This window comes from Aeromicrobium sp. UBA7512, assembly GCF_002476985.1.
GTDB lineage: Bacteria > Actinomycetota > Actinomycetes > Propionibacteriales > Nocardioidaceae > Aeromicrobium > Aeromicrobium phoceense.
Genome location: NZ_DLNK01000007.1, coordinates 289,596 through 314,805, shown reverse-complemented (window position 1 = coordinate 314,805; position 25,210 = coordinate 289,596). Strand labels below are relative to the sequence as shown.

Here is a 25,210-nt window from a genome sequence, read left to right as displayed (position 1 = left end):
CCCTGCAGGTTCGTACGATGCCCGCATGGGGGTACGGAGCAGCTTCGCGATCCTCTCGACGCGGGACCTCCCGCGACTCGAGGCGTTCTACCGTGACGCCTTCGGCGCCGAGCGCACTTACGCGTTCGAGGCCGGGGGCCGCGACGTGTACGTCGCCCTGAGCATCGGTGACTCCGCTCTCGGCCTCGGGCTCGACGAGGACCTGGCGGCCGAGCCCGTCGGCGCCGCGCTGTGGCTCTACGTGGACGACGTCGACGCGGCGTACCGGCGGGCGCTCGAGGCCGGCGCGACGAGCATCGCCGAGCCCGACGTGATGCCGTGGGGCGAGCGGGTCGCGCAGGTGCGCGACCCCGGCGGCTTCGTGGTGCATCTGGGCGCCGCGGCGGACTGATCCCTGCGGGAGCCGCCGAGCGCTCGGTCAGGTCAGCAGATCGACACGCTCGGACGCCTCGGCGAGCGCTCGGTCGAACGTGACCAGACGGGCGCCCCGGCTGGCGGCGAGCCCGAGGAGGTAGGCATCGGTGACCTGTCGATGCCCGACGACATGATCCAGCGGCGTGTCGGCGTAGGACGTGGCGTCGGGCCAGAAGGCGCACCGGCCCGAGGCGTACAGCGCCGAGAGGACGGCCTGCGCGGTGGACGGGCTCTCACCGAGGCGGACGAGGAAGCGCACCAGCGCGCCCTCGACGACGGGACAGAGCGCGAGCTCCACGCCGGACCCCGCCCAGGCGGCCGCGGCCCGGTGGTGCTCGTGCTCCGCGACGGTGAGCGCGATGAGGACGTTCGCGTCGAGCAGGTGTGCCGTCACTCGTCGTCCAGGGCGTCGGCGACCTCGGCCGACGTGATGGTTCGCCCGATGGAGATCACCGGGAGACCGCTGACGTGGTCGGTGCTGATCTCGACCGGCTCACCGAGGCAGGCCAGGCCGCGGGTCGTGAGCTCGGCGACGACCGCGGACAGCGACTGGTGGCGCGCTTCCGCGAGTGCCAGCGCACGGCGGTGCACCGCAGGAGGCAGGTCGACGGTGGTTCGCATGGACAGCATCATAGGTGCATCACCCGTGATGCACCAGCGAGATGCGCCCCGCTGGGGACTGATCCGCCCTAGGCTCGGCGCGTGCGCTTCCTTCGAGTCCTCGGTCGGTGGATGGGTCGTGCGGCATTCGGCCTGGCCGCCCTCCTCGGCGCGGTCCTGGTGTGGGCGAGGGTCAGCCCGCGGCCCGGGGTCGCACTGATCAACTGGCTCTTCTCGCTGACCGACACGGGCGAGGTCAAGGGCATGGAGGCCACCGGCGTCGTCGGACGCACCGGTCTGGCCTACGGCGATGGCCCCGACGAGGTCCTCGACGTCTGGTCGCCGGAGGGAGCCGCCGGGCCGTTGCCGGTCGTCGTGTGGGCGCACGGAGGGGCCTGGATCGGCGGCGGCCGGTCCCAGCCCGCGCCGTACCTGCGCCTGCTGGCCCAGCACGGCTACGTAGGGATCGGCATCGACTACTCGCTCGCTCCGGACCATCCGTACCCGCTGCCGGTGCGCCAGCTGGGGGCGGCGCTGACCTGGATCCGCGAGCACGCGGACGAGTTGGGCGTCGATCCCGAGCGCGTCGTGCTGGCCGGGGACTCCGCCGGGGCGCACATCGCGGCGCAGTACGCGGCTCTCGTCACCAGCCCGGACTACGCGGACCTGCTCGGCATCGAGCCGCCCCTCGAGGCGGACCATCTGGTGGGCACGATGCTGCACTGCGGTCCGTACGACCCGCCGACGGCGATGCACTCGACCGGCTTCGGCGGCTGGTTCGTGCGCACGGTGGGCTGGGCGTATCTCGGCACGAAGGACTTCACCGACCCGCGGGTTCGCGAGTCGTCCGTCGTCGACCACGCCACCGCCGCGTACCCGCCCACCCTGCTCAGCGGAGGCGACGAGGACCCGCTCACGGCGCAGGGTCGCGTCTTCGCGGCACGCCTCGCCGAGCTCGGGGTGGAGCACGAGACGCACTTCCATCCCGGCCTGAACCACGAGTTCCAGTTCGACCTCACGAGACCCGAGGCACGGCGGGTCCTGGCCGCTTCGGTCGACTTCCTCGCCCGTGTGACGGCACGGCACTCCTGAGACTCCTGGTGCGAGTCGCGTCATGGACCCGCTCCTGCGCGGTCTCATGGGGGACGGCGCACCTCGCGCCGGGCGGAGAGGTGATCCGGATGCAGACCTGGTGGCACACCGCGACCCCCGAGGTGCTCGTGGCGCCCGATGGCGACCCCGGGCCCCGATCGGTGCGCACGTCCCGGTTCGTCGACCGCGAGCGGGTGCAGCCGGGGGAGGGCGGACGGCGCCTGTGGGCCCGCCTGGCCGACGTGCTGGCCACCGTCGCCGACGTGCATCCGCTGAGCCTCTACGAGACGTCGGCCGACGACATCACGCTCATGCACGGCGCGTCGATGCACTGGTACGCCACGGCCGGGTCCGAGACGCTCGTCGAGACCGTCGACGCGCTCGGTTGGCGTCGGTTCGCGTTCGTCCCGCCGGCCCGCGCGGCCGCCACCCTGATCGGCTCGTTCGCGACCGGGAGCCCCGGCACCACGGGCCGCTGGCTGGCCTGCACGCTCGCCGACCGCCGCGGGAGCGTGGTGCTCTCCGACGGCATCGACCTCGTGCTGGGCGACCTGCCGCCCGGCTCCGGCCCGATCCGCGAGCCGATGAGCCTCGCCACCGAGGACATCAGCATGCTGCTGCTCGCCCGTCTGCGCGTCCCCGCCGTCGTCTGAGGGACGGCACGGTGACGAGGCGCCCGGCTCAGCTACGGCGTCGCACCGTCTCGCGCTTCTGCTCGTCGACCGCCTGCTCGTACGCCGTCACCAAGGCCTGGATCGTCAGCGGCTTGAAGCGCTCGATCATCGACGTGATGATCTCCGGCGGCTGGCCCGAGGACGTGAGGTACGGCCACACCTGCGTGCGGAAGAGGGCGGTCAGCTCGTCGGCGAGCGCGGTGCCGTGGGCGAGGATCAGCTTTCGGGCCGCGTGGGCCGCGTCGATCGGCAGCTCGGCGTCGAGGAAGCCCATGCCCACCGCGAGGTGGGCGGGAGCGAGGCGGAAGACGTCCTCGTCCGGGGTCGGCTCGATGACTCCCAGGGCGATCAGCAGCTCGAGGTCCTCGTCGGAGAGCTCGCGCCCGGCGCGCTTCTCCAGCGCGGGGCGCTCCAGCGTCTCGGGCAGCTCGGGCATCCAGGGCGCGAGGAGGGTGCGGTGCAGGGCCACCTGGTCGGGACCCGCGTCGGCCGGGATCTTCTCGAGGTATCCCTCGATCGCCTGCAGCGTGAAGCCGTGGGCCTGCAGTTCCCGCACGAGCTCGAGCCGGACGATGTGGTCGGCACCGTAGTAGCCGTTGCGCCCCGCGCGGCGCGGCGGCGGGATCAGGCCGCGGCCGGCGTAGAACCGCACGGTGCGCACGGACATGCCGACCCGCTCGGCCAGCTGCTCGATGCCGATCGACTCGGGGGCGTCGTTCACGCTGTCGAGACTAGCCCGATCCGCCCTCGCCCTGCCCTACGCTCGGCCAATGCAGCAGCCACGGCCCCGGGTGCCCCGCGCCGTGATCGCGCTGGCCGTGCTCTACGTCGTGCTGGCGGCCGCGATCGCCCTGTGGCCCCGGCACGTGGACTCCGGACTCGGCGTGGAGACCTGGCCGCTCACCACGGCGATCGCCGACGTCCTCTCCGTGCCGGCGTCCCGTGTGGTCGAAGGGGCCGAGGTCCTGGCCAACACGCTGTTCTTCGTCCCCGTCGGTGCGGTGGTGGCGGTGGCGCTGCCGAGGGCCTCGGTGCTGGTCGCCGTCGCCGCCGGCCTCGTGATCGCCGTCGCGATCGAGCTGGCGCAGGGGCTCGGTCCCCTCGACCGCACGGCATCGCTGCTCGACGTGGTCGCCGACGTGGCGGGCGCGGTGCTCGGCTTCGGGGCGGTGCGGGCCGCCTCCAGCGGCTCGCCGGTGGCCCGTGCGGCCTTCGCGATGCTCGCCGCGGTCGTGCTCGTCGTGCTCGGCGTGCTGCTGGCCGGCCTGGTGATCCCCGGCTCCTGAGCCGGTCCGCACGCGTGGATCCTGCTTCGATCCGGTGGAATACTGGGGGTACGTGGCGACTCTGACAGTAGTGGTGTCAGAATCATCGCCAACGCTTCCATCCGTTGTGAGGACATCCATGACCGAGGCATTCATCTACGACGCCATCCGTACCCCCCGCGGGCGCGGCAAGAAGAACGGGTCGCTCCACGAGGTCAAGCCGATCTCGCTGGTCACCGGCCTGCTCGACGAGATCAAGGTGCGCAACCCCGACCTCGACCCGAACCAGGTCGACGACGTCGTCCTCGGCGTCGTGTCGCCCGTGGGCGACCAGGGCGCCGACATCGCCCGCACCTCCGTGCTCGCCGCCGGCTTCGGCCAGCAGGTCGCCGGCGTGCAGCTCAACCGCTTCTGCGCCTCGGGCCTGGAGTCGGTCAACCAGGCCGCCTCGCGCGTGAAGTCCGGCTGGGAGGACCTGATCATCGCCGGCGGCGTCGAGTCCATGAGCCGCGTGCCCATGGGCTCGGACGGCGGCGCCTGGGCGATGGACCCCAAGACCTCGCTCGACACCGGCTTCGCGCCCCAGGGCATCGGCGCCGACCTGATCGCGACGATCGAGGGCTACAGCCGGGAGGACGTCGACACGTTCGCCGCCGAGTCGCAGGCCCGCGCGGCCAAGGCGATCGCCAACGGCTACTTCGACAAGTCGATCGTGCCGGTCAAGGACCTCAGCGGCCTGACGATCCTCGACCACGACGAGTTCGTGCGCGAGGGCACCACGGTCGAGTCCCTGTCGGGCCTCAAGCCCTCGTTCGCCGACATCGGCGACCTCGGTGGCTTCGACGCCGTCGCGCTCCAGCGCTACGTCGACGTCGACCGGATCAACCACGTCCACCACGCCGGCAACAGCTCGGGCATCGTCGACGGCGCCTCCCTGGTGCTGATCGGCAACGAGAACGCCGGCGCCCGCCACGGCCTCACGCCGCGCGCCCGCATCGTCTCGACCGCCGTCATCGGCTCCGAGCCCACGATCATGCTGACGGGCCCCGGCCCCGCGTGCCGCAAGGCGCTGGACAAGGCCGGCCTGTCGATCGAGGACATCGACCTGCTCGAGATCAACGAGGCCTTCGCCGCCGTCGCGCTCAAGCTCATGCGCGACCTCGACGACTTCCCGCACGACCGCACCAACGTCAACGGCGGCTCGATCGCGATGGGCCACCCGCTGGGTGCGACCGGCGCGATGATCCTGGGCACGCTCGTCGACGAGCTGGAGCGTCGTGAGAAGCGCTACGGCCTGGCCACGCTGTGCATCGGCGGCGGCATGGGCATCGCCACCATCGTCGAGCGCATCTGATCCGTCCGACCCCACACTTCGAAGGAATACGTATGACTGCAACCGACGCGGTGCGCTACGAGGTCGAGAACGGCATCGTCACCCTGACGATCGACGACCCCAACCAGAGCGCCAACACGATGAACGAGACCTACCGCGCCTCCATGGAGGCGGCGGTGAACCGTCTCGCCGACGAGATCGCCCGCGACGGCGACGCCATCAAGGGCGTCGTCATCGCCAGCGCGAAGAAGACCTTCTTCGCCGGCGGCGACCTCAAGCTGATGACCCAGGCCACCCCGGCCGACGCCCAGACGCTGTTCGACAACGTCGAGTCGATCAAGGCCACGCTGCGCAAGCTCGAGACGATCGGCAAGCCCGTCGTCGCGGCGATCAACGGCGCCGCCCTGGGTGGCGGCCTCGAGATCGCGCTGGCGTGCCACCACCGCATCGCGGCTGAGGGTCGCTACGAGATCGGCCTGCCCGAGGTCACCCTCGGCCTGCTGCCCGGTGGCGGCGGCGTCACCCGCACCACCCGCATGTTCGGCATCCAGGACGCGCTGATGAACGTCCTGCTGCAGGGCCAGCGCAACAAGCCCGAGAAGGCGCTCAAGATCGGCCTGATCGACGAGATCGTCCCGGCCGACGAGCTGCTGTCCTCGGCGCGTGCCTGGGTCGAGGCCAACGCCGGCAACGAGGAAGCGGCCACCCAGCCGTGGGACCGCGCGGGTCACAAGATTCCCGGCGGCACGCCCAGCAACCCCAAGCTGGCGGCCTTCCTGCCCAGCTTCCCGGCGAACCTCAAGAAGCAGCTCAAGGGTGCGCCGTACATCGCGCCGCGCCACATCATGAGCGCCGTCGTGGAAGGTGCCCAGGTCGACTTCGACACCGCCAGCCGGATCGAGTCGCGCTACCTGGTCAACCTGCTGATCGGTCAGCAGTTCAAGAACATGACGCAGGCGTTCTTCTTCGACCTCGGCGCGATCAACGCCGGTGGGTCGCGTCCGGTGGGCATCGCCGAGCGCAAGGCCGAGAAGCTGGCCATCCTCGGCGCCGGCATGATGGGCGCGGGCATTGCCTACGAGGCGGCTCGCGCGGGCATCGAGGTCGTCCTCAAGGACGTCAGCGTCGAGGCCGCCGAGAAGGGCAAGAGCTACTCCGACAACCTGCTGTCCAAGCAGGTCGAGCGGGGTCGCCTCACGGCTGAGAAGAAGGACCAGATCCTGGCCCGCATCCAGCCCACGGCCGACTACGCCGACCTCGCCGGCTGCGACTTCGTGGTCGAGGCTGTCTTCGAGTCGGTCGAGCTCAAGCACAGCGTCTTCGCCGAGCTCGAGCCGATCGTCAACGGCGACGCGCTGCTGGGCTCGAACACGTCGACGCTGCCGATCACCACGCTGGCCGAGGGCGTCCAGCGTCCCGAGGACTTCATCGGCATCCACTTCTTCAGCCCGGTCGACAAGATGCAGCTCGTCGAGATCATCGTGGGCGAGAAGACCTCCGACGAGGCCCTGGCCCGCGCGATCGACTTCACGAAACAGATCCGCAAGATCCCGATCGTCGTCAACGACAGCCGCGGCTTCTTCACCTCGCGCGTGTTCGGCACGCTCGTGATGGAGGGCGTCGAGATGCTCGCCGAGGGCGTCGACCCCGTCACGATCGAGCGCGCCGCGCAGCTGGCCGGCTTCCCGGGCCAGCCGCTGGCGATGTCCGACGAGGTCTCGCTGACGCTGCAGCAGAAGATCGAGGGCGAGGCCCGCAAGGCCGCCGCCGCCGAGGGCAAGGAGCTGCCCGTCACGCCCGCGTCCGAGGTCGTCAACAAGCTGGTCGAGCTCGGTCGCCCGGGCAAGGCCGCCGGTGCCGGCTTCTACGAGTACCCGGAGGGCGGCAAGAAGTTCCTGTGGCCCGAGCTGTGGAACCTGTTCGTCAAGGAAGACGTCGACGTGCCGCTCGAGGACATCAAGGAGCGCCTGACGTTCATCATGGCGATCGAGACGGTCCGCTGCTTCGAGGAGGGCGTCATCCGCCAGGTGGCCGACGCCAACATCGGCTCCATCTTCGGCATCGGCTTCCCGCCGGTCCACGGCGGCGCGCTGCAGTACGTGAACGGCTACGAGTCCGCCACGGGCGAGATCGGCGTCAAGGCGTTCGCCGAGCGCGCGCAGGAGCTCGCCGAGAAGTACGGCGAGCGGTTCACCCCGCCCGCGCTGCTGCTCGAGAAGGCCGAGAAGGGCGAGAAGTTCGCCTGATCGCACTTTGCACGTGACGAAGCCCCGGTCCACCTGGACCGGGGCTTCGTCGTGGGGGGTGGTGACCGCGCCGTCGCCACCGACTGATGTGACGTTGATGATGTCGAGGTCGTTTGACGTGCGGCCGGAGGGGTTCGGTGTCTACCGTCGGTGACATGACCTCCCTCGTCCTGCATGACCGCGAGATCACCGTCGCCGTCGCGCCCCACGGGGCGGAGCCCGTCTCGATCCGCGACCAGGACGATCACGAGTACCTCTGGTCGGGCGACGAGCCGTGGCGGCGTCACGCCCCCGTGCTGTTCCCCGTGATCTGCCGCGTGCCCGACGACCGCATCCGGGTGGGCGACCAGACCTTCCCGATGCCGCAGCACGGCTTCGCCCGTGATCGCGAGTGGACCGTGGTCGACAGCACGCACGACCGCGCGTCCTTCGTGCTGGTCGCCGACGAGGACACGCGGCGGCACTACCCCTTCGACTTCGCGCTGGCGGTGACGTACACCGTGGAGGGGCGCAGCCTCTCGGTGCAGTACACCGTGGAGAACCGCGGCGACGAGCCGATGCCGTTCGACCTCGGGTCCCACCCGGCATTCGTGTGGCCGCTCGAGGACGACCAGCCCCGCTCGATGCACCAGGTGCGGTTCGACGAGCCCGAGACGGCCCCCGTGCGCCGGGTGGTGGACAACCTGCTCACCGACGAGCGCTTCGACAATCCCGCCTGGGACCACGTGGTGACCCTCAACGACGCGTGGTTCACCGACGGCGCCGTGATCATGCCCGAGGTCGCCAGTCGCGGGCTGGTCTACTCCTCCGGAGCCGGTCGCCAGGTCCGGCTGACCTGGGAGGGGTTCACCGGGATCACCCTGTGGTCGGTGCCCGGCGCGCGGTTCGTGTGCATCGAGCCGTGGCGCGGCCGGCCCGCCCCGACCGACTACGTGGGCCAGTTCGCGGGCAAGCCGGGCAACGCCGTGGTGCCTCCAGGCGGGCGCGAGGAGCTGTCCTACCGCGTCGAGCTGCTCTGAGCCAGCCGCGAGTTCCGGCGGCCGTAGGCGAAGTAGATGACGATGCCGATCGCCATCCAGATCGCAAAGCGCTCCCACGTGAGCAGCGACAGGTTCAGCATGAGCCAGATGCAGGTCAGGATCGACCCGCCCGCCACGAGCGGCGCGAACGGCACCTTGAACGCCCGCTCCAGGTCGGGCCGCGTGCGACGCAGGATCAGCACGCCGGCCGAGACCAGCACGAACGCGAACAGCGTGCCGATGCTCACCAGGTGACTGAGCTCGGCCAGCGGCACGAAGCCCGCGAGGATCGCCACGAAGGCGGTGGTGATGATCGTGATGCGGTGCGGCGTGCCGTACTTCGGGTGCACCTTCGCCAGGCCGCGCGGCAGCAGCCCGTCGCGGCACATGGCGAACAGGATGCGCGACTGGCCCAGCAGCAGCACGAGGATCGTCGTGGTCATGCCCGCCACTGCGCCCAGTGAGATCAGGTTGGCCGCCCACTCGATCCCGTTCGCCGAGAACGCCTCGGCCAGCGGGGCGCCGGTGTTCATCCGGTCGTCGGTGTAGGGCAGCATCCCGGTGATGACGAACGACACGGCCATGTAGAGCACGGTGCAGATCAGCAGGGAGCCGAGGATGCCGCGAGGCACGTCGCGCTGGGGGTTCCTGGTCTCCTCGGCGGTGGTGGCCACCACGTCGAAGCCGATGTAGCTGAAGAACACCACCGAGGCCGCCGCGACGATGCCCATGACGCCGAACGCGGTCGGGGCCATGCCGAAGACAGCCTGGATGAGGGGCTGGTCGGCGCCCTTCGCCAGCTCCTGCTCCTGCGCGGGCGGGATGAAGGGGGTGTAGTTCGCCGCCTTGACCAGGAACAGGCCGGCGACGATGACGAAGAGCACGACCGCGACCTTGATCAGCACGAAGACGCTCGTGACCGAGCTGGACAGCTTCGTGCCGGCGATCACCAGGAACGACAGCAGCACGACGATGCCGATGGCGGCGACGTCGACGACCGCCTCGTCGCCGGCCACCTGCGTGGGCAGCTCGAGCAGCTCCTGGAGGTAGCCCGACCAGCCCCGGGCCACCACGGCCGCGCCGAGGGCCAGCTCGAGCAGCAGGTCCCAGCCGATGATCCAGGCGATGAACTCGCCGAGGGTGGCGTAGCTGAACGTGTAGGCGCTGCCGGCCACCGGCACTGTCGCCGCGAACTCGGCGTAGCAGAGCGCGGCGAGGGCGCAGACGGCTCCGGCGATGAGGAAGCTGATGACGATCGCCGGGCCGGCGTGGTTGTGCGCCTCCTGGCCGGTGAGCACGAAGATGCCGGTGCCGATGATGACGCCGACGCCGAAGACCATCAGGTCGCGGGCGGTGAGCTCCCGCTTGAGTCGGTGCTCGGGCTCGTCCGTCTCCGCGATCGACTGTTCGACGGTCTTCGTGCGGAACAGGCTCATGGCCACGACTCTGGCCCTCCGCGCAGGCGCCTGCAACCGGGCTCCACGGCGAGAGCCCGCCGCGACCGTGAGGTCCCGGCGGGCTCGGACGCGGTCAGCGGGTGGGCCGGCCGTTCTCGTACAGCCGCGGGATCGCGTGGTTCGCGACGAACACGCCGTCGGGGTCCACAGCGGAGCGGATCGCGGCCAGCCGCAGCCACGCATCGTCGGCGTAGGCCGTGCGGGCGTCGGTCGGCTCCTCGGCGAAGTTGAGGTACGACCGCCCGTTCGACCACGGCCGGAGCGCCGCGACGGCGTGCTCCCCGGCCGACGCGATCATCGACCCGAGCTCCGGCGTGGGTGCCATGCCCCCGCACACGAAGGCGAACTCGCCCTCGAGGTGCGTCAGCACGCCGCCGCCCTCGTGAGGGCGGCCGAGAGCGCCGCCCAGCTGGCGCAGCTCAGCGATCATGAGGGGCGTCTCGACCCCGGGGCCGAACAGCCCCAGGAACGCGTCCGCGCCCTCGTCGTCGAGCTCGCGCAGCATCGTCGAGCGGATGATGCCGGGCGCCGGCTCCTCCGGATCCATGTGCAGGTGCACGAGGGTCTCGCTCGGGACCCGCCCGAACGTGTCGAGCTCGGGCTCGAGCGCCCGCAGCGGGGCCAGGATCTCGGCGGCCCGCTCGTCGTCGGCCAGGACCGCACCGTCGATGACGACGATGGTGCGGCCACGGAGGAAGTCCGGCATCTCGGGGATCGGGGGGATCCTCAGGACGCGGAGCGACGTGGTCACCTCGTCGGGCGCGACCGGCGCCCAGGCTCGCCACATGTCCAGCACGCGCGGGGCCATCGAGACGTCCCACATCATCAGGCCGGCGTAGGCGGTGCTGAAGTCGTACGCGCGGAACTCCAGTGCCGTGACGATGCCGAAGTTGCCCCCGCCTCCGCGGACGGCCCAGAACAGCTCGGCGTGGTGCTCGGCGTCGGCGCGCACGAGGTCGCCGTTCGCCAGGACGATCTCCACGGCCGTGAGGCTGTTCGCCGCGAGCCCGAGCTTGCGGGCGTACCAGCCCATGCCGCCGCCGAGGCTGTAGCCGGCGATGCCGACGTCGACCGAGGAGCCGTGCAGGACGGTCAGGCCGTGCGCGGCCGCCGCCTTCACGGCAGGCAGCCAGACGGTGCCGCCGCCGACGCGCACGATGCGGCGCTCGGGGTCGACGCTGACGTCGTTCAGCTCGCTCGTCCGGACGATCACGACGTCCTCGAGGCCTCCGGCCACGAGCGGCCCGGCGTTGTGACCGGTGCTCTGCGGCGCGACCCGCAAGCCCGCGGCGTGCGCGGCCCGCACGATGCGGCTGACGTCGTCGGCGTCGCGCGGGACGGCCACGGCGGCGGGTCGCTGGTCGACGGCGAGGTTCCAGGCGGCTCGGGCGACGTCGTACCCGGGGTCGCCGGGCAGGTGGACGGCGCCGCCGGCCAGTCCGCGCAGGCGGTCGGCCGGGCGCTCGAGCTGGTCGATGGTTTCGTTGATGGACACGGTGGTGCTCCTTGGTGGGGGGATTCGCTTCCTGTCCCCGAGAGCATCGGCCGGAGGGCTTGATACCGACTGGGAGCTGGCTTGGAGCCCGCGAGGACGGGCGATTTCTCATTCCTGCGATCCCTGTCGTTGGCCCGGGCGCGTCCCTATGCTTCGACTGTGGAGCTCAGGGTGCTGGGGCCCGTGGCCGTCTCGGCCGACGGTGCCGATCTCGATCTCGGCACGCCCCGGCAGCGCACGCTCGTCGCCGCGCTCGCGCTCTCCGGCGGTCGGCCCGTCGGGGTCGACACGATCGTGGACCTCGTGTGGGGCGACGCCCCGCCGCCCGGCGTCGCGACGACGCTACAGGCCTACGTCTCGGGGCTGCGCAAGGTCCTCGAGCCCGGCCGCGCCCGTCGCGCCCCCGCGGAGGTGCTCGTCACGGTCGCGCCCGGCTACGCGCTGCACGTGCCGGCGCAGGACGTCGACGCCCACGCCTTCGAGCTCGAGGTCGCCGCGGCCCACCGCCTGCTGGAGTCGGACCGGCCCCCACGCGCCCAGCTCGAGGAGGTGGACGCGACGCTCGCCACGGCCCTGGGGCGGTGGCGCGGCACCCCGTACGCGGAGCTCGGCGACGCGCCGGCCGCGGTGGCCGAGCGCGCGCGACTCGAGGAGCTGCGGCTGGTCGCGCTGGAGGACCGGGCGGTCGCGGCGCTCGCCCTGGGCCGCCACGCGACGGCCGCTGCCGAGCTCGAGGCACTGACGACGGCCCATCCGCTGCGCGAGCGGCTGTGGGGCCTGCGCGCCCTCGCCCTCGCGCGGTCCGGACGCCAGGCGGAGGCGCTCGAGGTGCTGCGCCGGGTGCGCGCCGTGCTCGACGACGAGCTCGGCATCGAGCCGGGCGCCGAGCTGCAGCGCCTGCAGACCGCGCTGCTGCGCCAGGACTCTGCGCTGGACTGGAGCCCGCCCCCGGAACCGGACGCGGACGAGGGCTCGTCGGTCTCCGCGCCGTGGCCGATGGTGGGCCGTGACCACCAGCTCGCGGCCCTCGCGCGCAGTCTCGACGCCGCCCTCGCCGGAGCCACCTCCTTCGCCGCGATCACCGGCGAGCCCGGCATCGGCAAGAGCCGGCTCGCCGCCGAGCTCGGGCTCCGGGCCTCGGCGGCCGGCGCCGTGGTCGCCGTCGGCCGGTGCTCGAGCGACGAGGGCGCGCCGCCGCTGTGGCCGTGGCGGTCGGTCCTCGAGGGCCTCGGGCTCGACTTCCCCGACGTCACCGACGTCGCCGACGGCTTCCGGGTGCGCGAGGCGATCCTCGCCGCCGTGCGAGAGGAGGCGCGGCGGCAGGCGGTCGTGGTGGTCCTCGAGGACCTGCACTGGGCCGACCCCGCGAGCTTGCGCTGCCTGATGCTGCTCGCCGAGTCCGTCACCGACGCCCGGCTGCTGGTGGTGGCGACGTGGCGCGACCACCCCGAGCCCTCGGGCCTGTTCGCCGACGCGGCCGAGGCGCTCGCCCGCCGGCACGCGGTGCGCCTGCAGCTGTCGGGCCTCGGGCCGGACGAGGTCGCCGAGATCGTCGTCGGGGTGGCGGACTCGGCTCCCTCCCGGGACCAGGTGGAGGCGCTGCACGAGCGCACCGACGGCAACCCCTTCTTCCTCGTCGAGTACGCCCGGCTGGCCGGTGAGCGCGGCGACCTGGCGGCCCTGCTCGCCGAGGACGACACGCCCCGGGCGGTCCAGGACGTGCTCACCCGCCGGCTCGCCCGGCTGCCCGAGGACACCCGAGGTGCGCTGGGCACCGCGGCGGTCATGGGCCGGCAGTTCGACGGTCCGACCCTCGGCGCCGTGCTGGGCACCGACGACGAGGGCGTGCTGGACCTGCTCGAGCCGGCCGTCGAGGCCGGTCTGGTCGTCGAGGAGGGGATCGACCGGTACTCGTTCGCCCACGCGCTCGTGCGCGACAGCCTCTACGCGGGACTCTCGGCGTCGCGGCGTGCCCGCCGGCACGCGGTGGTGGCGACGGCGATCACGGGTGCGGGCCGACCGTCGGAGGAGGCCCGGCACTGGCTGGCCGCGGGCCCGGCCCACGCGGCCACGGCGTGGCGCGCGGCCGAGCGCGCGGCGGAGGCAGCCCGCGTGCTGCACGCCCACGAGGACCGGGCGGACCTGCTCTCCGCAGCCCTGGGCGCGATGTCGTCCGACCCCGAGGCCACGCCGCGCGACCGCTTCGACGCGCTGATGGAGCTGGCCGACGCCCACCGCTGGTCGGCGCGCTGGACCGAGCTCGCCGCCGACGTCGCCGAGGCCATCGGCGAGGCCCGCGCGCTCGGCGACCCCGAGCTGCTCGCCCGGGCCGCGCTCGCCACCACCCAGGGGGCGCTGTGGCAGGCCAGCCACCACGGTCAGGTGAACGAGGTCGTGGTCGCGGCGCTGAGGAAGGCGCTCGCCGACCTGCCCCCCGAGCCGTCCGCCCTGCGCTGTCGTGTGCTGGCCGCGCTGGCGAGCGAGCAGTACTACACCGCGCCCTTCGCCGAGCGCGCCGACCTGGTCGCCCGGGCTCGGGCCATGGCCGACGACCTGGGCGACCCCGGCCTCATGGTCGACGTCGCCCAGGTCGGGGTGGCCGCGCTCTGGACGGCGAGCACCGCCGAGGAGCGCGCCGCGTGGGCGGGGGAGTCGGCCCGGCTCGCCCGCGAGCTCGGCCGCGACCGCGACGTGGTGATCTCCGCGACCCTGCAGGCCGTCGCGCTCGGCGAGGCGGGCCGTCCGCTGCAGATGCGAGAGGTCATCGCGCAGACGCGGGTCGAGGCCGACCGGCTGCGACTGGCGTACGCGCAGCTCGTCCTCGACGGGCTCGAGATCCCGTGGCTCGCGATGGCCGGCCGGTTCGAGGAGTGCGCCACGGCGCTCGAGCGGATGCGGCGCCTCGAGCGGACGGTCACGCTGCCGCAGTCCGACGTGGCGATCCTCGGCGCCGAGCTCGTGCTCACCGTCTGGAGCGGGCGCGCCGGGGACGTCGTGGACCTCCTGGTGGCGATGGAGGAGAGCGACCCCCTTCCCCTGACCTCCGTCACCGCGGCGCTGCTGTGTCGCGCCGGCCGGGTGGACGACGCGCGCGACCACCTGCGGCGGTACGCCGTGGACCTCGATCACGACGACTGGTTCTCGATGCTGGCGTGGTGCAACGCGGCCGAGGCGGCCCTGTACGTCGGGGACCGGGCGCTGGCCGCCGACGCGCTGGCGCGGATCGCGCCGTTCCCGGGCTCCAGCTGCTCGGCGGGGTCGGGCAACGCCTCGGGCCCCGTCGACCACTACATCGCGGCCGCGCACGCGGCGCTCGGCGACCTCGCGACCGCGCGGGTCCACGCCGACCGGGCCGCGGAGCTGTGCGAGCAGTGGCAGATCCCGCTGGCCGCGCAGCGACTGCGCGACCAGCGGGACCAGTTCGGTTATTGAGCAGAGCGGTTACTGAGCAGAGCGGCTATCGAGGTGTCAGCGGGTGGTGACGAGCTCGCGCTCGTCGCCCTCCACGTCGACCTGCGGCAGGGCCCGGTCGAGCCACGCCGGCAGCCACCAGTTCCACTTCCCGAGCAGGGTCATCGTGGCCGGCACGAGGATCATCCGCACGACCGTCGCGTCGAGGAACACGGCCGTCGCCATGCCCAGGCCCAGCATCTTGACCACGAGGTCTCCCTCGGTCGCGAAGCCGAGGAACACGAAGACCATGATCGCGGCGGCGGCGGTGATGACCTTGCCCGAAGCGGCCAGGCCGTGCACGATGCTCGCCGTGGAGTCGCCGGTGTCGAGCCACTTCTCACGGATGCGGCTCAGCAGGAACACCTCGTAGTCCATCGAGAGGCCGAACAGGATCGCGAAGATCAGGATCGGAACCCAGCTGGACACGGGCGCGGCGTGGTCGATGCCGAGCAGGCTCGCCCCCCAGCCCCACTGGAACACCGCGGTCATGACGCCGTAGGCGGCGCCGATCGACAGCAGGTTCATGACGGCCGCCTTAAGCGGGATCACCACCGAGCGGAACACCAGCATCAGCAGCAGCACCGAGACCGCCACGACGAACCCGATGACGACCCACAGCCGGTGCGACAGCATCTCCGCGAGGTCGGCGAACAACGGCGTCTGGCCGGTCACCTCCACGCCCGGGGGCAGGTCGGCCCGCAGGTCCTCCACCAGCCCTGAGGTGCGGGCGTCGGCGGGACCGAACGCCGGCTCCGCCGTGAGCACCGTGATCGCTCCGTCCGGCGAGGCCATCGCGGGGGAGACGGCCACGAGCTGGTCGTTGCCCTCGAGGGTGCTGCGCACGGAGGCCACCTCGGAGGCGTCGAGTCTCGCGTGGTCCACGACGATCGAGATCGGTCCGGTGGCTCCCGGTCCGAACGCGTCGGCCGTCAGGTCGTAAGCGCGCCGCGTGGTCGCCTCGGTCGTCTGGTTGCCGTCGTCCTGGGGCCACGTGCGCATGTCGAGCACGGGGGCGGCCAGGGCGATCATCACGGTCGTGCCGAGCAGCGCCCACAGCAACGGACGCCGAGTGACGCGCTCGGCCCAGCGAGCCGTGAGCGGGCGCTCGGTGGGCACCCGGCCACGGCGCACGCCGCGGGAGAGCACCTTGCGTCCGGCGAACCGGCACAGCACGGGCACCAGCGTCAGCGCCGTGAGCATGACCGAGACGACCGCGATCGCGGTGGCCCAACCGAACGTCGCGAACGTCGGCAGGCCGGTCAGGCCCAGGCCCAGCAGCGAGATGAGGACGGTCAGCGACGCGAACACGACGGACTTGCCGGCGGTCGCGAGGCTGCGCCCGGCGGCCTCCTCGACGGAGTGACCCTGCGCCAGGAACTCGGCGTGCCGGCTGACGAGCAGCAGGGCGTAGTCGATGCCGACCCCCAGGCCCACCATCGACGCGACCATCGGGGCCGAGGTCGAGACGTCCATCGTGGCGGCCAGGAGCGTGACGCCGGCCGAGCCGACCGCGAGTCCGGCGACCGCGACCAGGACGGGCAGCCCCGCGACGACGGCCGATCCGAAGGCGATCAGCAGGATCAGCAGGGCGGCACCCACGCCGATGAGCTCGCCGTACCCCTTGATGGGCGCGCTGGCGGTCGCCGGCTGGTCGCCGCCGAGCTCGACCTGGTAACCGGCATCCTGGGTGGCCTCGACGGCTTTCTCGAGCGGTTCGATGTCGCCCATGAGGTCGGGATGGGTCACCTCGGTGTCGTACGCGAGGTGCACGACGGCCGTGTGGCCGTCGGCGCTCAGGCGGGGCGGACTCACGCTGGAGACGTGGGCGACGTCCTGGAGACGCTCGCCGAGCGAGGCCAGGACGGCCGCCGGGATCGCCCGGTCGTCGTGGACCACGACGTTCGCCGAGGCGTTGCCGGCGTCGGGCAGGTGGTCGCGCAGGAGCTCGATCCCGCGCTGGGACTCGGCGCCGGGCACGTTCCAGTCGTCCTGGGTCGAGCCACCGAACGCGGAGCTGGCGGCGAACACGAGCGAGGCCAGGATCAGCCAGCCGACGATCGTGCGCCACGGGTGCAGGGCCGTCGTGCGGCCGAAGCGGTACAAGAGGGAGGACATCTGTCTCGGTTCCTTCAGTGGGGGGATGGTTCCTGCCACCGACAGTCGGCCCGAGACCTTGCGTCCGACTTGGGGGTGACTTGGAGCCCGATCGGGCACGACCTCCCATGACCCGCGTGTCCCCGCGCTGATACGCGCCCGCCCGCCGCGCTGCACTTTTGGGGCGGGGAGCGGATCTGACGATCAGCCGCGCGACTCCGCGGCCTTGGCCACGTTGCGCTGCATGCCCCCGAAGATCAGCCCGTGGAAGGGCGCGACCGCCCACCAGTACAGGTGCCCCAGCAGTCCGCGCGGGTGGAACAGCGCCCGCTGGTGGAACGAGGTGGTGCCCGAGTCGTCCGAGCCCACGCGCAGCTCCAGCCACGCCAGCCCCGGCACCTTCATCTCGGCCCGCAGGCGCAGGAACTCGCCCTCGACCTCCTCCTCGACCCGCCAGAAGTCCACGGCATCGCCGACCACGAGCCTGCTGTGGTCGCGGCGACCGCGGCGCAGGCCCGGCCCACCGAAGGCGCGGTCGATCAGGCCGCGCACCTGCCACGCCAGCGGCCACGAGTACCAGCCGTGGTCCCCGCCGATGCCCTCGATGACCGCCCACAGGTCCTCCGGTGACGCGGCGACCTCCCGGGTGCGCTCGTCGGTGTAGAGGGAGCCGCCGGCCCAGTCGGGGTCCTCGGGCAGTGGCTCGGAGGGCGCTCCCCGGGTCGCGGCGGAGGTCCACCGCGTCGGCACGTCCAGGTCGCGGATCTTCGTGAGCGCCAGCTCCACGGCCCGCTGGAACCCCGTGAGTCCTCCGGGCGGCAGGTGGATGTAGCGCCAGATGTCGTCCTCCTGCGCGACCACGGTGTTGCGCAGGCTCTCGACGAGGGGCCGCGCGAGGTCCGCCGGCACGGGGGTGATGAGGCCGACCCAGTGGCTCGAGAGGCTCGGCGACAGGACCGGGACCCGCAGGATCCGGCGCCGGGGGAGCTCCGCGACCTTCGCGTACCCCTGCATCATCTCGAGGTAGGTCAGGACGTCGGGACCGCCGATGTCGAAGCGGCGGTTCACGTCCGGCGGCAGGTCGACGCAGCCCACGAGCAGGTGCAGCACGTCGCGGATCGCGATCGGCTGGGTGCGCGAGTCCACCCAGCGGGGCGTGACCATCGCGGGCAGCCGCTCGGTCAGGTAGCGCAGCATCTCGAACGACGCCGAGCCCGAGCCGATGATGATCCCGGCCTGCAGCACCGCGGTCGGCACGCCGGAGTCCAGCAGCACGCGGGCCACCTCGTCGCGCGAGCGCAGGTGCTCGGACATCTCCTCGTCCTTGGGCACCATGCCCGAGAGGTAGACGATCCGCCCGACGCCCGCGTCCTTCGCGGCCTCGGCGATCGTCGCGGCCATCTCGTGCTCGGTGCGCACGAGGTCGCCGCCGGAGCCGATCGAGTGCAGCAGGTAGTAGAAGACGTCGACGCCCTCGCACGCGCGGCGCACGTCCTCGGCCTTCGTCGCGTCGCCCACGACGATCTCGACACGATCGGCCCACGGGTGCGCCCGCGCCTTTCGCTCATCGCGCACCAGCACGCGCACCTCGTGGCCGGCGTCCAGCAGCTGCGGCACGAGCCTGCCGCCGACGTATCCGGTGGACCCCGTCACGAGAGTTCGCATGCCCCTCAGTCAACGGTGCGCCGCGCACCCCCGCGACTTTTGTGACGCGTTTCCGCGTCCCGACCGCGTGCGGGCCGATTCTCGTCACAAAAGTTGGCCTCGGGAGCCAGCACATCCGTCAGGAGCGCGGCTTCGGGAGGCGCACCAGTTCACGGAGCTCCGCGGTTGCATGGGTCGGCGCGGAAGAGGTGTAGCCGCGCGAGACCAGGGCGCGCCAGACTCGGGCGACGAGCGTCGGTGGCGAGCGGAGGTCGTCGGCGGTCAGGACGATGACGAGCCAGCCGTCGGCTTCGAGGGACTCGCGCCGGATGATGTCGATCCGCCGTTGCCTGGAGGAGCGCTCGTGGTACCAGCCGTCGTACTCCACCACGATGCGCCACGGCCTCAGGACGAGATCGCCGTGCCAGGTGCGGCCGCCACCGACGCTGATCGCGCCGTTGGTTTCCGGCTCGGGAAGGCCACACGCCGCCATGATCAGTCGCGCGTCGGTCTCCATGAAGGAGCCGACCCGTTCGCGCATGCGCCATGCCGTCATGCGTGATCGTCGAACGCCGTGGAGGTGCTGGGTCCACGCGAACTCGGCGAAGCCTTCAGGTGTCAGGTGGCCGGCTCTCACCAGCGCGTCGCGGAAGCGGACGATCTCGGCCTGACTGAGGGAGATCGTCGCGTCCACCAGGCAGCGCTCCGGACTGAGCACGGGAAGGCGACCGACCGCGCCGGGCTGCAGGCGGGACAGGCGTCGATGCAGCGTGACGGCAGGCGATCGAACCTGCGTGGTGGAGTTCGTCGACCAGTGTCGCGGCGCGTGAAGTCCCGGTGACTCCGGGAAGTCCGCGGGCAGGTGCAGGTACAACCCCGTGACGTGGCTGACGGCCGCGTCTGCAGGCAGAACCAACCGGTCAGCAGCGAGGAGGAGTGCCAGCGTGCGGGGCTCGTCGGTCACGCACCAGACGCCGTGGCCGCGGTGCAGCAGAGTGAACGCGTGGCCGTAGAGCCGATGTCTGGTGACGCCGCGGGCCATCGCTTCGGAGGTGGTGAAGGGGCGGCCGCGCAGGTCTGAAGGGATCGACGCCATCGCTGAACCGTGCGACTTCGAGGGTGCCGATGAGAACCCCTCGCGCCGTGGCTGTGGACGACACGACCCGCCGCTGCCGCCTGTGGACGAACGCGCTCTTCCGGGCTGCCAACGCGACTTTTGTGACGGAGTTCGGCACAGGAGCGATCGTGCGGCCGAATCTCGTCACAAAAGTTGGCTTGGGGCGGCCGGAACACGGCGCTCCCGGCACCCGAAAAGGAGGTCAGGCGAGGTGCTCGGCGGCGGCCTGGGCCGCGCGGGAGTGGTCGGGGGCGGCGAGGGCGGCCTCGGCGGCGGCCTCGCACTGGGCGAGCGTGACCTGCGCGAGCTTCGCGCCGACGGGGCGCACCGCGGTGGCGGCGCACGACAGCGAGGTCACGCCGAGTCCGGTCAGCACGCACGCGAGCAGCGGGTGCGCGGCGGCCTCGCCGCACACGCCCACGGGCTTGCCGGCCCGGCGGCCGGCGTCGGCGACGAGCTTGATGGACGCGAGCAGCGCGGGCTGCCACGGGTCGGTGAGGTCGCTCAGCGTGGGCGCCATCCGGTCGGCGGCGAACGTGTACTGCGAGAGGTCGTTCGTACCGATCGAGACGAAGTCGAGGTGGCGGAACATCCGGTCGGCGAGCAGCACCGTGGAGGGCGTCTCGATCATGATCCCGGCGAGCAGGCCGCGGGCGCGCACGCGCTCGGCGAACCACTGCGCCTCCGCCTCCGTGGTGACCATCGGCGCCATCACGCGCACGTCGGCGCCGGTCCGGGCCTGGGCGGCGGCGATGCCGTCGAGCTGGCGGTCGAGCATCGCCGGGTCGGCGAGGCCGATCCGAAGACCGCGCACGCCGAGCGCCGGGTTCGGCTCGTCGGGCTGGTTCGCGAACGCGAGGGGCTTGTCCGAGCCCGCGTCGAGGGTGCGCACGATGACCTTCTTGTCGCCCATCGCCTCGAAGACCGCGGCGTAGATGTCGGCCTGCTCGTCGACGGTGGGCTCGGTGGAGCGGTCGAGGAAGGACAGCTCGGTGCGGAACAGGCCGACGCCCTCGATCGGCTGCTCGGCGGCGACGCGGGCGCCCGCGCCGTCCTGCACGTTCGCGAGGATCTGGATCTCGTGACCGTCGGCCGTGCGGCCCGGTCCGGTCCAGCCGGCGGCCGCCTCGCGGGTGCGGCGGTCCTCCTCGACGAGCGAGGCCACCTGGGCCTCGTCGGGATCGACCGTGACCGTGCCGCGGCTGCCGTCGACCGCCACGCGGTCGCCCGCGGCGACGTCGTGCAGGTCGGTCACGGCGACGACGCAGGGGATGCCGAGCTGGCGCGCGATGATCGCGGTGTGGCTCGTGGACCCGCCCAGCTCGGTGGCGATCGCGACGATCCTCGCGGGATCGAGGCCGGCGGTGTCGGCGGGGGCGAGGTCGTCGGCCAGCAGCACGGAGGGCTCGTCGGGCACCGGGATGCCCGGCTCGGGCAGCTCCAGCAGCTCGGCCACGATGCGGTCGCGGACGTCGTAGAGGTCGGTGACGCGTTCGGCCATCAGGCCACCGGCCGAGGTGAACATGGCCGCGAGCTCCTCGATGGCCGCGGTCGTGGCGGTGGCAGGGCCGGCGCCCTGGGTGGCGTGCTTCGTCACGAAGGTGGCCAGGCCACGGTCCTCGGCGAGCGCTGCGGTGGCGGAGAGGACCTCCGAGGCCGCGCCGCTGGCCGCCTGCGACCGGGCGCGCAGGCGACGCGCCACCTCGGCGGCGGCCGTGCCGAAGGCGACGGTGGTGACGCTCGGGTCACCGGCCTCCTCGTGCTCCGGAGCGGTGGGACGGGGGGCCGGGCGGACCACCGGGCCGACCCCGATCCCGGGGACGACGGCGGTTCCGGAGTACACGCTGGTCACGCCTCGACGGTAACGCCCACGTGATCCACGCGACACCGGGGTCTTGACAATGTCCCACGATGTGACGTAAATCAATACACAACAACATTCGAAGCCACACAAACCCACATCGCACGTGCACCCCCCACGTGTGACGCTGGTACCCAGGATCGGAAGGAGCGGGCCGTGATCGTCACCGTCACCGCGAATCCGGCGATCGACCGGCTCGTGAGCCTCCTCGAGCCGCTCGAGCGCGGCGCCGTGGTGCGCAGCGAGAGCGCCCACGACGATCCCGGTGGCAAGGGCATCAACGTCGCCCGCGTGCTGCACGCCGCGGGTGTCCCGGTCACCGCGGTGCTCCCCGCCGCCGCCGACGAGCCGCTGCTCGCCGCCCTGGCCACGCTCGGCCTGGACCATCGCGCCGTCCCCGTCAGCGGACGCCTGCGGGTGAACCTCACCCTCGCCGAGCCCGAGGGCGTCACCACCAAGGTCAACTCCCCGGGCCCGCGCCTGGACGATGCCGAGCTCGCCGCGCTCACCGACACGCTCGCCGGTGCCGTCGGTCCCGGCGACTGGGCGGTCCTGAGTGGCTCCCTGCCGCCCGGCGTCCCGTTCGACTGGTACGCCACCACCACCCGCCGCCTGCAGGAGGCCGGTGCGCGCGTCGCGGTGGACACCTCGGGCGCGGCTCTGGGCCTCACCGTGGAGCACTCCTCGCCCGACCTGATGAAGCCCAACTCCGACGAGCTGGCCGAGCTGCTCGACTGCGACCCCGACGAGATCGAGCGCGACCATCGCCACGCCGCCGCCCGTGCACACCAGCTGCGCGAGGACCACGGTGTCGGCACGGTGCTGCTGACCCTCGGGGGAGCGGGCGCCGTGCTCGCCACCGCCGAGGGCTCGTGGTTCTGCCCGCCGGCACCGGTCACCGTCCGCAGCACCGTGGGCGCGGGCGACTCCTCGCTCGCCGGCTACCTCGTGGCCCACGTCGCGGGCCGCTCGCCCGCCGAGTGCCTGGCCAGCGCCGCCGTCCACGGCGCCGCCGCGGCCGCCCTGCCGGGGTCGCGCCTGCCCGGTCCCTCCGACCTACCCGCAGCACCCCACGTCGAGACCGTGGATCCCGCCTGATGGAGGCCAACATGGAACAGCTCATCACCCCTCAGCTGGTGTCACTCGACGTCGACCTCGGCGCGGGGGCGTCGGACGTCATCGAGGCCCTCGCCGCACAGGTCGTCGCCGCCGGCCGGGCCGGATCGGTGGACGAGCTCGCCGGCGCCGCCAAGGCCCGCGAGGAGCTGGCCGGCACGGGCGTGCCCGGCGGCATCGCGATCCCGCACTGCCGCACCGCCACGGTCACCGAGCCCACGCTGGCGTTCGCGCGGCTGACGAACCGCGCCGACTTCGGCGCGCCCGACGGCCCCGCCGACATCGTCTTCATGATCGCCGCACCCGAGGGTGCGGGGAACGCCCACCTGAAGCTGCTCTCGTCGCTCGCGCGGGCGCTCGTGCGGCCCGACTTCACCCAGGCCCTGCGCGACGCGCAGACGACCGACGACGTGATCGCGCTCGTCGAGGATGCCACCTCGGGCGTCGAGGTCAAGCAGCCCGCTCCCGCCGCCGCGGCGCCGGCCGCCGACACGGCCGCGACGGACGCACCGCGGCGCAGCGTCATCGCCGTGACCGCGTGCACCACCGGCATCGCGCACACCTACATGGCCGCCGACGCGCTGGCCCAGGCAGCGCGCGACGCCCAGGTGGACTTCGCCGTGGAGCCGCAGGGCTCCTCGGGCGTGACCCCGCTGACGCCCGAGCAGATCGCCTCGGCCGACGCGGTCATCTTCGCCACCGACGTGGGCGTCAAGGACCAGGCCCGGTTCGCCGGCAAGCCCGTGGTCCGCAGCGGCGTGAAGCGCGCCATCAACGAGCCGGCGAAGATGATCGACGAGGCCCTCGCGGCCGCGGGCGACCCGAACGCCCGCCGGGTCGAGGGCGACGCCGACGCCACCGCGGGTGCCGGCGGCGGCGACAACGACCACGTCGGGAAGAAGCTGCAACGCTGGCTGCTGACGGGCGTGAGCTACATGATCCCGTTCGTCGCGGCGGGCGGCCTGATGATCGCGCTCGGCTTCCTGCTGGCGGGCTACGACATCACCGACACGGCCAACGAGATCCTGGCGAACAACTCGCTGACGAACCTGCCGGCGGCCGGTGACCACGCCCTGTTCGACAGCGCGTTCCTCTACTACGTCGGCGCGCTGGTCTACCTGCTCGGCTCGTGGGCCTTCAGCTTCCTGGTGCCCGCCCTGGCCGGCTACATCGCCTACGCGATCGCCGACCGTCCGGGCATCGCCCCCGGCTTCGTCATGGGCTACGCCGCGACCCAGATCGGCGTCACCGAGACCAACCAGAGCGGCGCGGGCTTCCTCGGCGGCATCATCGGCGGCCTGCTCGCCGGCCTGGTGGCCGCGTGGTTCGCGAGCCGACCCGTGCCTCGCTGGCTGGCCGGCCTGATGCCGGTGGTGATCATCCCGCTCGTCTCCACGCTCGTCGTGGGCATGGCGATGATCCTGGTGCTCGCCAAGCCGCTCGCGTGGCTCAACGAGGCGCTCGTCGACGGGCTCAACGGCATGACCGGCGGCTCGGCGATCGTGCTGGGCGGCCTGCTCGGCCTGATGATGTGCGTCGACCTCGGCGGCCCGGTGAACAAGGCGGCCTACGTCTTCGCCGTCACGGGCCTGTCCACCACGGGTGCGCTCGACCCGGGCTCCTCGCAGTCCAAGATCATGGCGGCCGTGATGCTGGCCGGCATGGTGCCCCCGCTGGCGATGGCGCTGTCCACGGCGCTGCGCCCGAAGCTCTACGCCCCGGCCGAGCGCGAGAACGGCAAGGCGGCCTGGCTGCTCGGTGCCTCGTTCATCTCCGAGGGCGCCATCCCGTTCGCGGCGGCCGACCCGTTCCGGGTGCTCCCGGCGATGATGGCCGGCGGCGTCGTCACCGGCGCGATGTCGATGGCCCTGGGCGTCACCTGCGTGGCTCCGCACGGAGGGATCTTCGTGTTCTTCGCCGTCGACAACGTCCTGTGGTTCTTCGTGTCCCTCATCGTCGGGACGCTGGTGGCAGGATTCCTCGTGACCGCCCTCAAGCAGGTCAGCTACTCCAAGCAGGCGGCCGAGACCGCCGACGAACCCGTCACCGTCTGAGAGGACACTCCATGCCCAGCAAGACCGTCACCGTCGGATCGGCCGTCGGCCTCCACGCCCGCCCGGCCGCCACGATCGCCGCGGCCGTCGCCGAGACCGGCGTGCCCGTCACCCTCGCCACCGCCGGCGGTGAGCCGGTCGACGCCGGCTCCGCCCTGATGATCATGACGCTCGGCGCGGGCCAGGGCGCCGAGGTCACCGTCGAGAGCGAGGACGAGGCGGCGCTGGTCAAGATCGCCGCCCTCGTCGAGGCCGATCTCGACGCCTGACCCGCTG

General features: G+C 72.4%; 20 protein-coding genes. 11 read left to right on the top strand and 9 right to left on the bottom strand.

Annotated features, from left to right (window positions below; genetic code table 11):
* The first annotated feature begins 25 nt into the window (after positions 1-25).
* A complete protein-coding gene (locus B2363_RS12415) occupies positions 26-391 on the top strand; it encodes a VOC family protein (protein WP_286930604.1) in 366 nt (121 codons plus the stop codon).
* A 27-nt stretch (positions 392-418) separates the two neighbouring features.
* Here the strand turns inward: B2363_RS12415 and B2363_RS12410 are convergent, their stop codons facing one another.
* Positions 419-808, bottom strand: coding sequence for a TA system VapC family ribonuclease toxin (locus tag B2363_RS12410; RefSeq protein ID WP_286930603.1), 390 nt, complete (start codon positions 806-808; stop codon positions 419-421).
* A complete protein-coding gene (locus tag B2363_RS12405) occupies positions 805-1,035 on the bottom strand; it encodes a hypothetical protein (protein WP_286930602.1) in 231 nt (76 codons plus the stop codon). Before B2363_RS12405 ends, B2363_RS12410 begins: the two co-directional genes overlap by 4 nt.
* An 81-nt stretch (positions 1,036-1,116) precedes the next feature.
* Here B2363_RS12405 and B2363_RS12400 point away from each other — a divergent pair, with 81 nt between their 5' ends.
* Both B2363_RS12400 and B2363_RS12395 read left to right on the top strand, forming a co-directional pair.
* On the top strand, positions 1,117-2,106 hold the full coding sequence (locus tag B2363_RS12400) for an alpha/beta hydrolase (RefSeq protein ID WP_286930601.1): 990 nt from the start codon (positions 1,117-1,119) through the stop codon (positions 2,104-2,106).
* A gap of 89 nt (positions 2,107-2,195) precedes the next feature.
* Complete coding sequence (locus tag B2363_RS12395) at positions 2,196-2,759, top strand: hypothetical protein (RefSeq protein WP_286930600.1); 564 nt, start codon at positions 2,196-2,198, stop codon at positions 2,757-2,759.
* Between the two features lie 28 nt (positions 2,760-2,787).
* Here the strand turns inward: B2363_RS12395 and B2363_RS12390 are convergent, their stop codons facing one another.
* Entirely contained in the window at positions 2,788-3,501 is a 714-nt protein-coding gene (locus B2363_RS12390) for a MerR family transcriptional regulator (RefSeq protein ID WP_286930599.1), read from the bottom strand.
* A 49-nt stretch (positions 3,502-3,550) separates the two neighbouring features.
* Here B2363_RS12390 and B2363_RS12385 point away from each other — a divergent pair, with 49 nt between their 5' ends.
* From B2363_RS12385 to B2363_RS12370, 4 genes are all read left to right on the top strand, one after another.
* A complete protein-coding gene (locus B2363_RS12385; protein ID WP_286930598.1) occupies positions 3,551-4,066 on the top strand; it encodes a VanZ family protein in 516 nt (171 codons plus the stop codon).
* Between the two features lie 118 nt (positions 4,067-4,184).
* Positions 4,185-5,399 (top strand): acetyl-CoA C-acetyltransferase, encoded by a 1,215-nt coding sequence (locus B2363_RS12380; RefSeq protein WP_286930597.1) that lies wholly within the window; start codon positions 4,185-4,187, stop codon positions 5,397-5,399.
* A 32-nt stretch (positions 5,400-5,431) separates the two neighbouring features.
* Positions 5,432-7,624, top strand: a complete 2,193-nt coding sequence (locus tag B2363_RS12375) for a 3-hydroxyacyl-CoA dehydrogenase NAD-binding domain-containing protein (protein WP_286930596.1) — start codon at positions 5,432-5,434, stop codon at positions 7,622-7,624.
* 155 nt (positions 7,625-7,779) lie between these two features.
* Positions 7,780-8,643, top strand: coding sequence for an aldose 1-epimerase family protein (locus B2363_RS12370; RefSeq protein ID WP_286930595.1), 864 nt, complete (start codon positions 7,780-7,782; stop codon positions 8,641-8,643).
* Here B2363_RS12370 and B2363_RS12365 read toward each other — a convergent pair.
* Positions 8,622-10,079, bottom strand: a complete 1,458-nt coding sequence (locus tag B2363_RS12365) for an amino acid permease (RefSeq protein ID WP_286930594.1) — start codon at positions 10,077-10,079, stop codon at positions 8,622-8,624. The two genes, B2363_RS12370 and B2363_RS12365, sit on opposite strands and share 22 nt — an antisense overlap.
* 94 nt (positions 10,080-10,173) lie before the next feature.
* Positions 10,174-11,595 carry an FAD-binding oxidoreductase gene (locus tag B2363_RS12360; RefSeq protein WP_286930593.1) on the bottom strand — a complete coding sequence of 474 codons (1,422 nt, stop codon included), beginning with the start codon at positions 11,593-11,595 and terminating at the stop codon, positions 10,174-10,176.
* Positions 11,596-11,754: 159 nt separating this feature from the next.
* On the opposite strand from B2363_RS12360, the gene B2363_RS12355 reads away from it, so the two are divergent.
* A complete protein-coding gene (locus tag B2363_RS12355; protein WP_286930592.1) occupies positions 11,755-15,027 on the top strand; it encodes an AfsR/SARP family transcriptional regulator in 3,273 nt (1,090 codons plus the stop codon).
* Positions 15,028-15,063: 36 nt separating this feature from the next.
* Here B2363_RS12355 and B2363_RS12350 read toward each other — a convergent pair whose 3' ends face one another.
* The 4 genes from B2363_RS12350 to B2363_RS12335 all read right to left on the bottom strand — a co-directional run bounded on the left by B2363_RS12350 (position 15,064) and on the right by B2363_RS12335 (position 21,755).
* On the bottom strand, positions 15,064-17,163 hold the full coding sequence (locus B2363_RS12350) for an MMPL family transporter (RefSeq protein WP_286930591.1): 2,100 nt from the start codon (positions 17,161-17,163) through the stop codon (positions 15,064-15,066).
* A 183-nt stretch (positions 17,164-17,346) separates the two neighbouring features.
* Positions 17,347-18,807 (bottom strand): SDR family oxidoreductase, encoded by a 1,461-nt coding sequence (locus B2363_RS12345; protein ID WP_286930590.1) that lies wholly within the window; start codon positions 18,805-18,807, stop codon positions 17,347-17,349.
* A gap of 118 nt (positions 18,808-18,925) precedes the next feature.
* A complete protein-coding gene (locus B2363_RS12340) occupies positions 18,926-19,882 on the bottom strand; it encodes a hypothetical protein (RefSeq protein ID WP_286930589.1) in 957 nt (318 codons plus the stop codon).
* 223 nt (positions 19,883-20,105) lie between these two features.
* On the bottom strand, positions 20,106-21,755 hold the full coding sequence (locus B2363_RS12335) for a phosphoenolpyruvate--protein phosphotransferase (RefSeq protein WP_286930588.1): 1,650 nt from the start codon (positions 21,753-21,755) through the stop codon (positions 20,106-20,108).
* 165 nt (positions 21,756-21,920) lie between these two features.
* On the opposite strand from B2363_RS12335, the gene B2363_RS12330 reads away from it, so the two are divergent.
* Genes B2363_RS12330 through B2363_RS12320 form a run of 3 tightly spaced genes read left to right on the top strand, consistent with a single transcriptional unit; the run spans position 21,921 to position 25,203 of the window.
* Positions 21,921-22,862 carry a 1-phosphofructokinase family hexose kinase gene (locus B2363_RS12330; protein WP_286930587.1) on the top strand — a complete coding sequence of 314 codons (942 nt, stop codon included), beginning with the start codon at positions 21,921-21,923 and terminating at the stop codon, positions 22,860-22,862.
* An 11-nt stretch (positions 22,863-22,873) separates the two neighbouring features.
* Positions 22,874-24,934: a PTS fructose transporter subunit IIABC gene (locus tag B2363_RS12325; protein ID WP_286930586.1), complete on the top strand. Its 2,061-nt coding sequence runs from the start codon at positions 22,874-22,876 to the stop codon at positions 24,932-24,934.
* A gap of 11 nt (positions 24,935-24,945) precedes the next feature.
* A complete protein-coding gene (locus B2363_RS12320) occupies positions 24,946-25,203 on the top strand; it encodes an HPr family phosphocarrier protein (RefSeq protein WP_181753776.1) in 258 nt (85 codons plus the stop codon).
* The last annotated feature ends 7 nt before the right edge of the window (positions 25,204-25,210 follow it).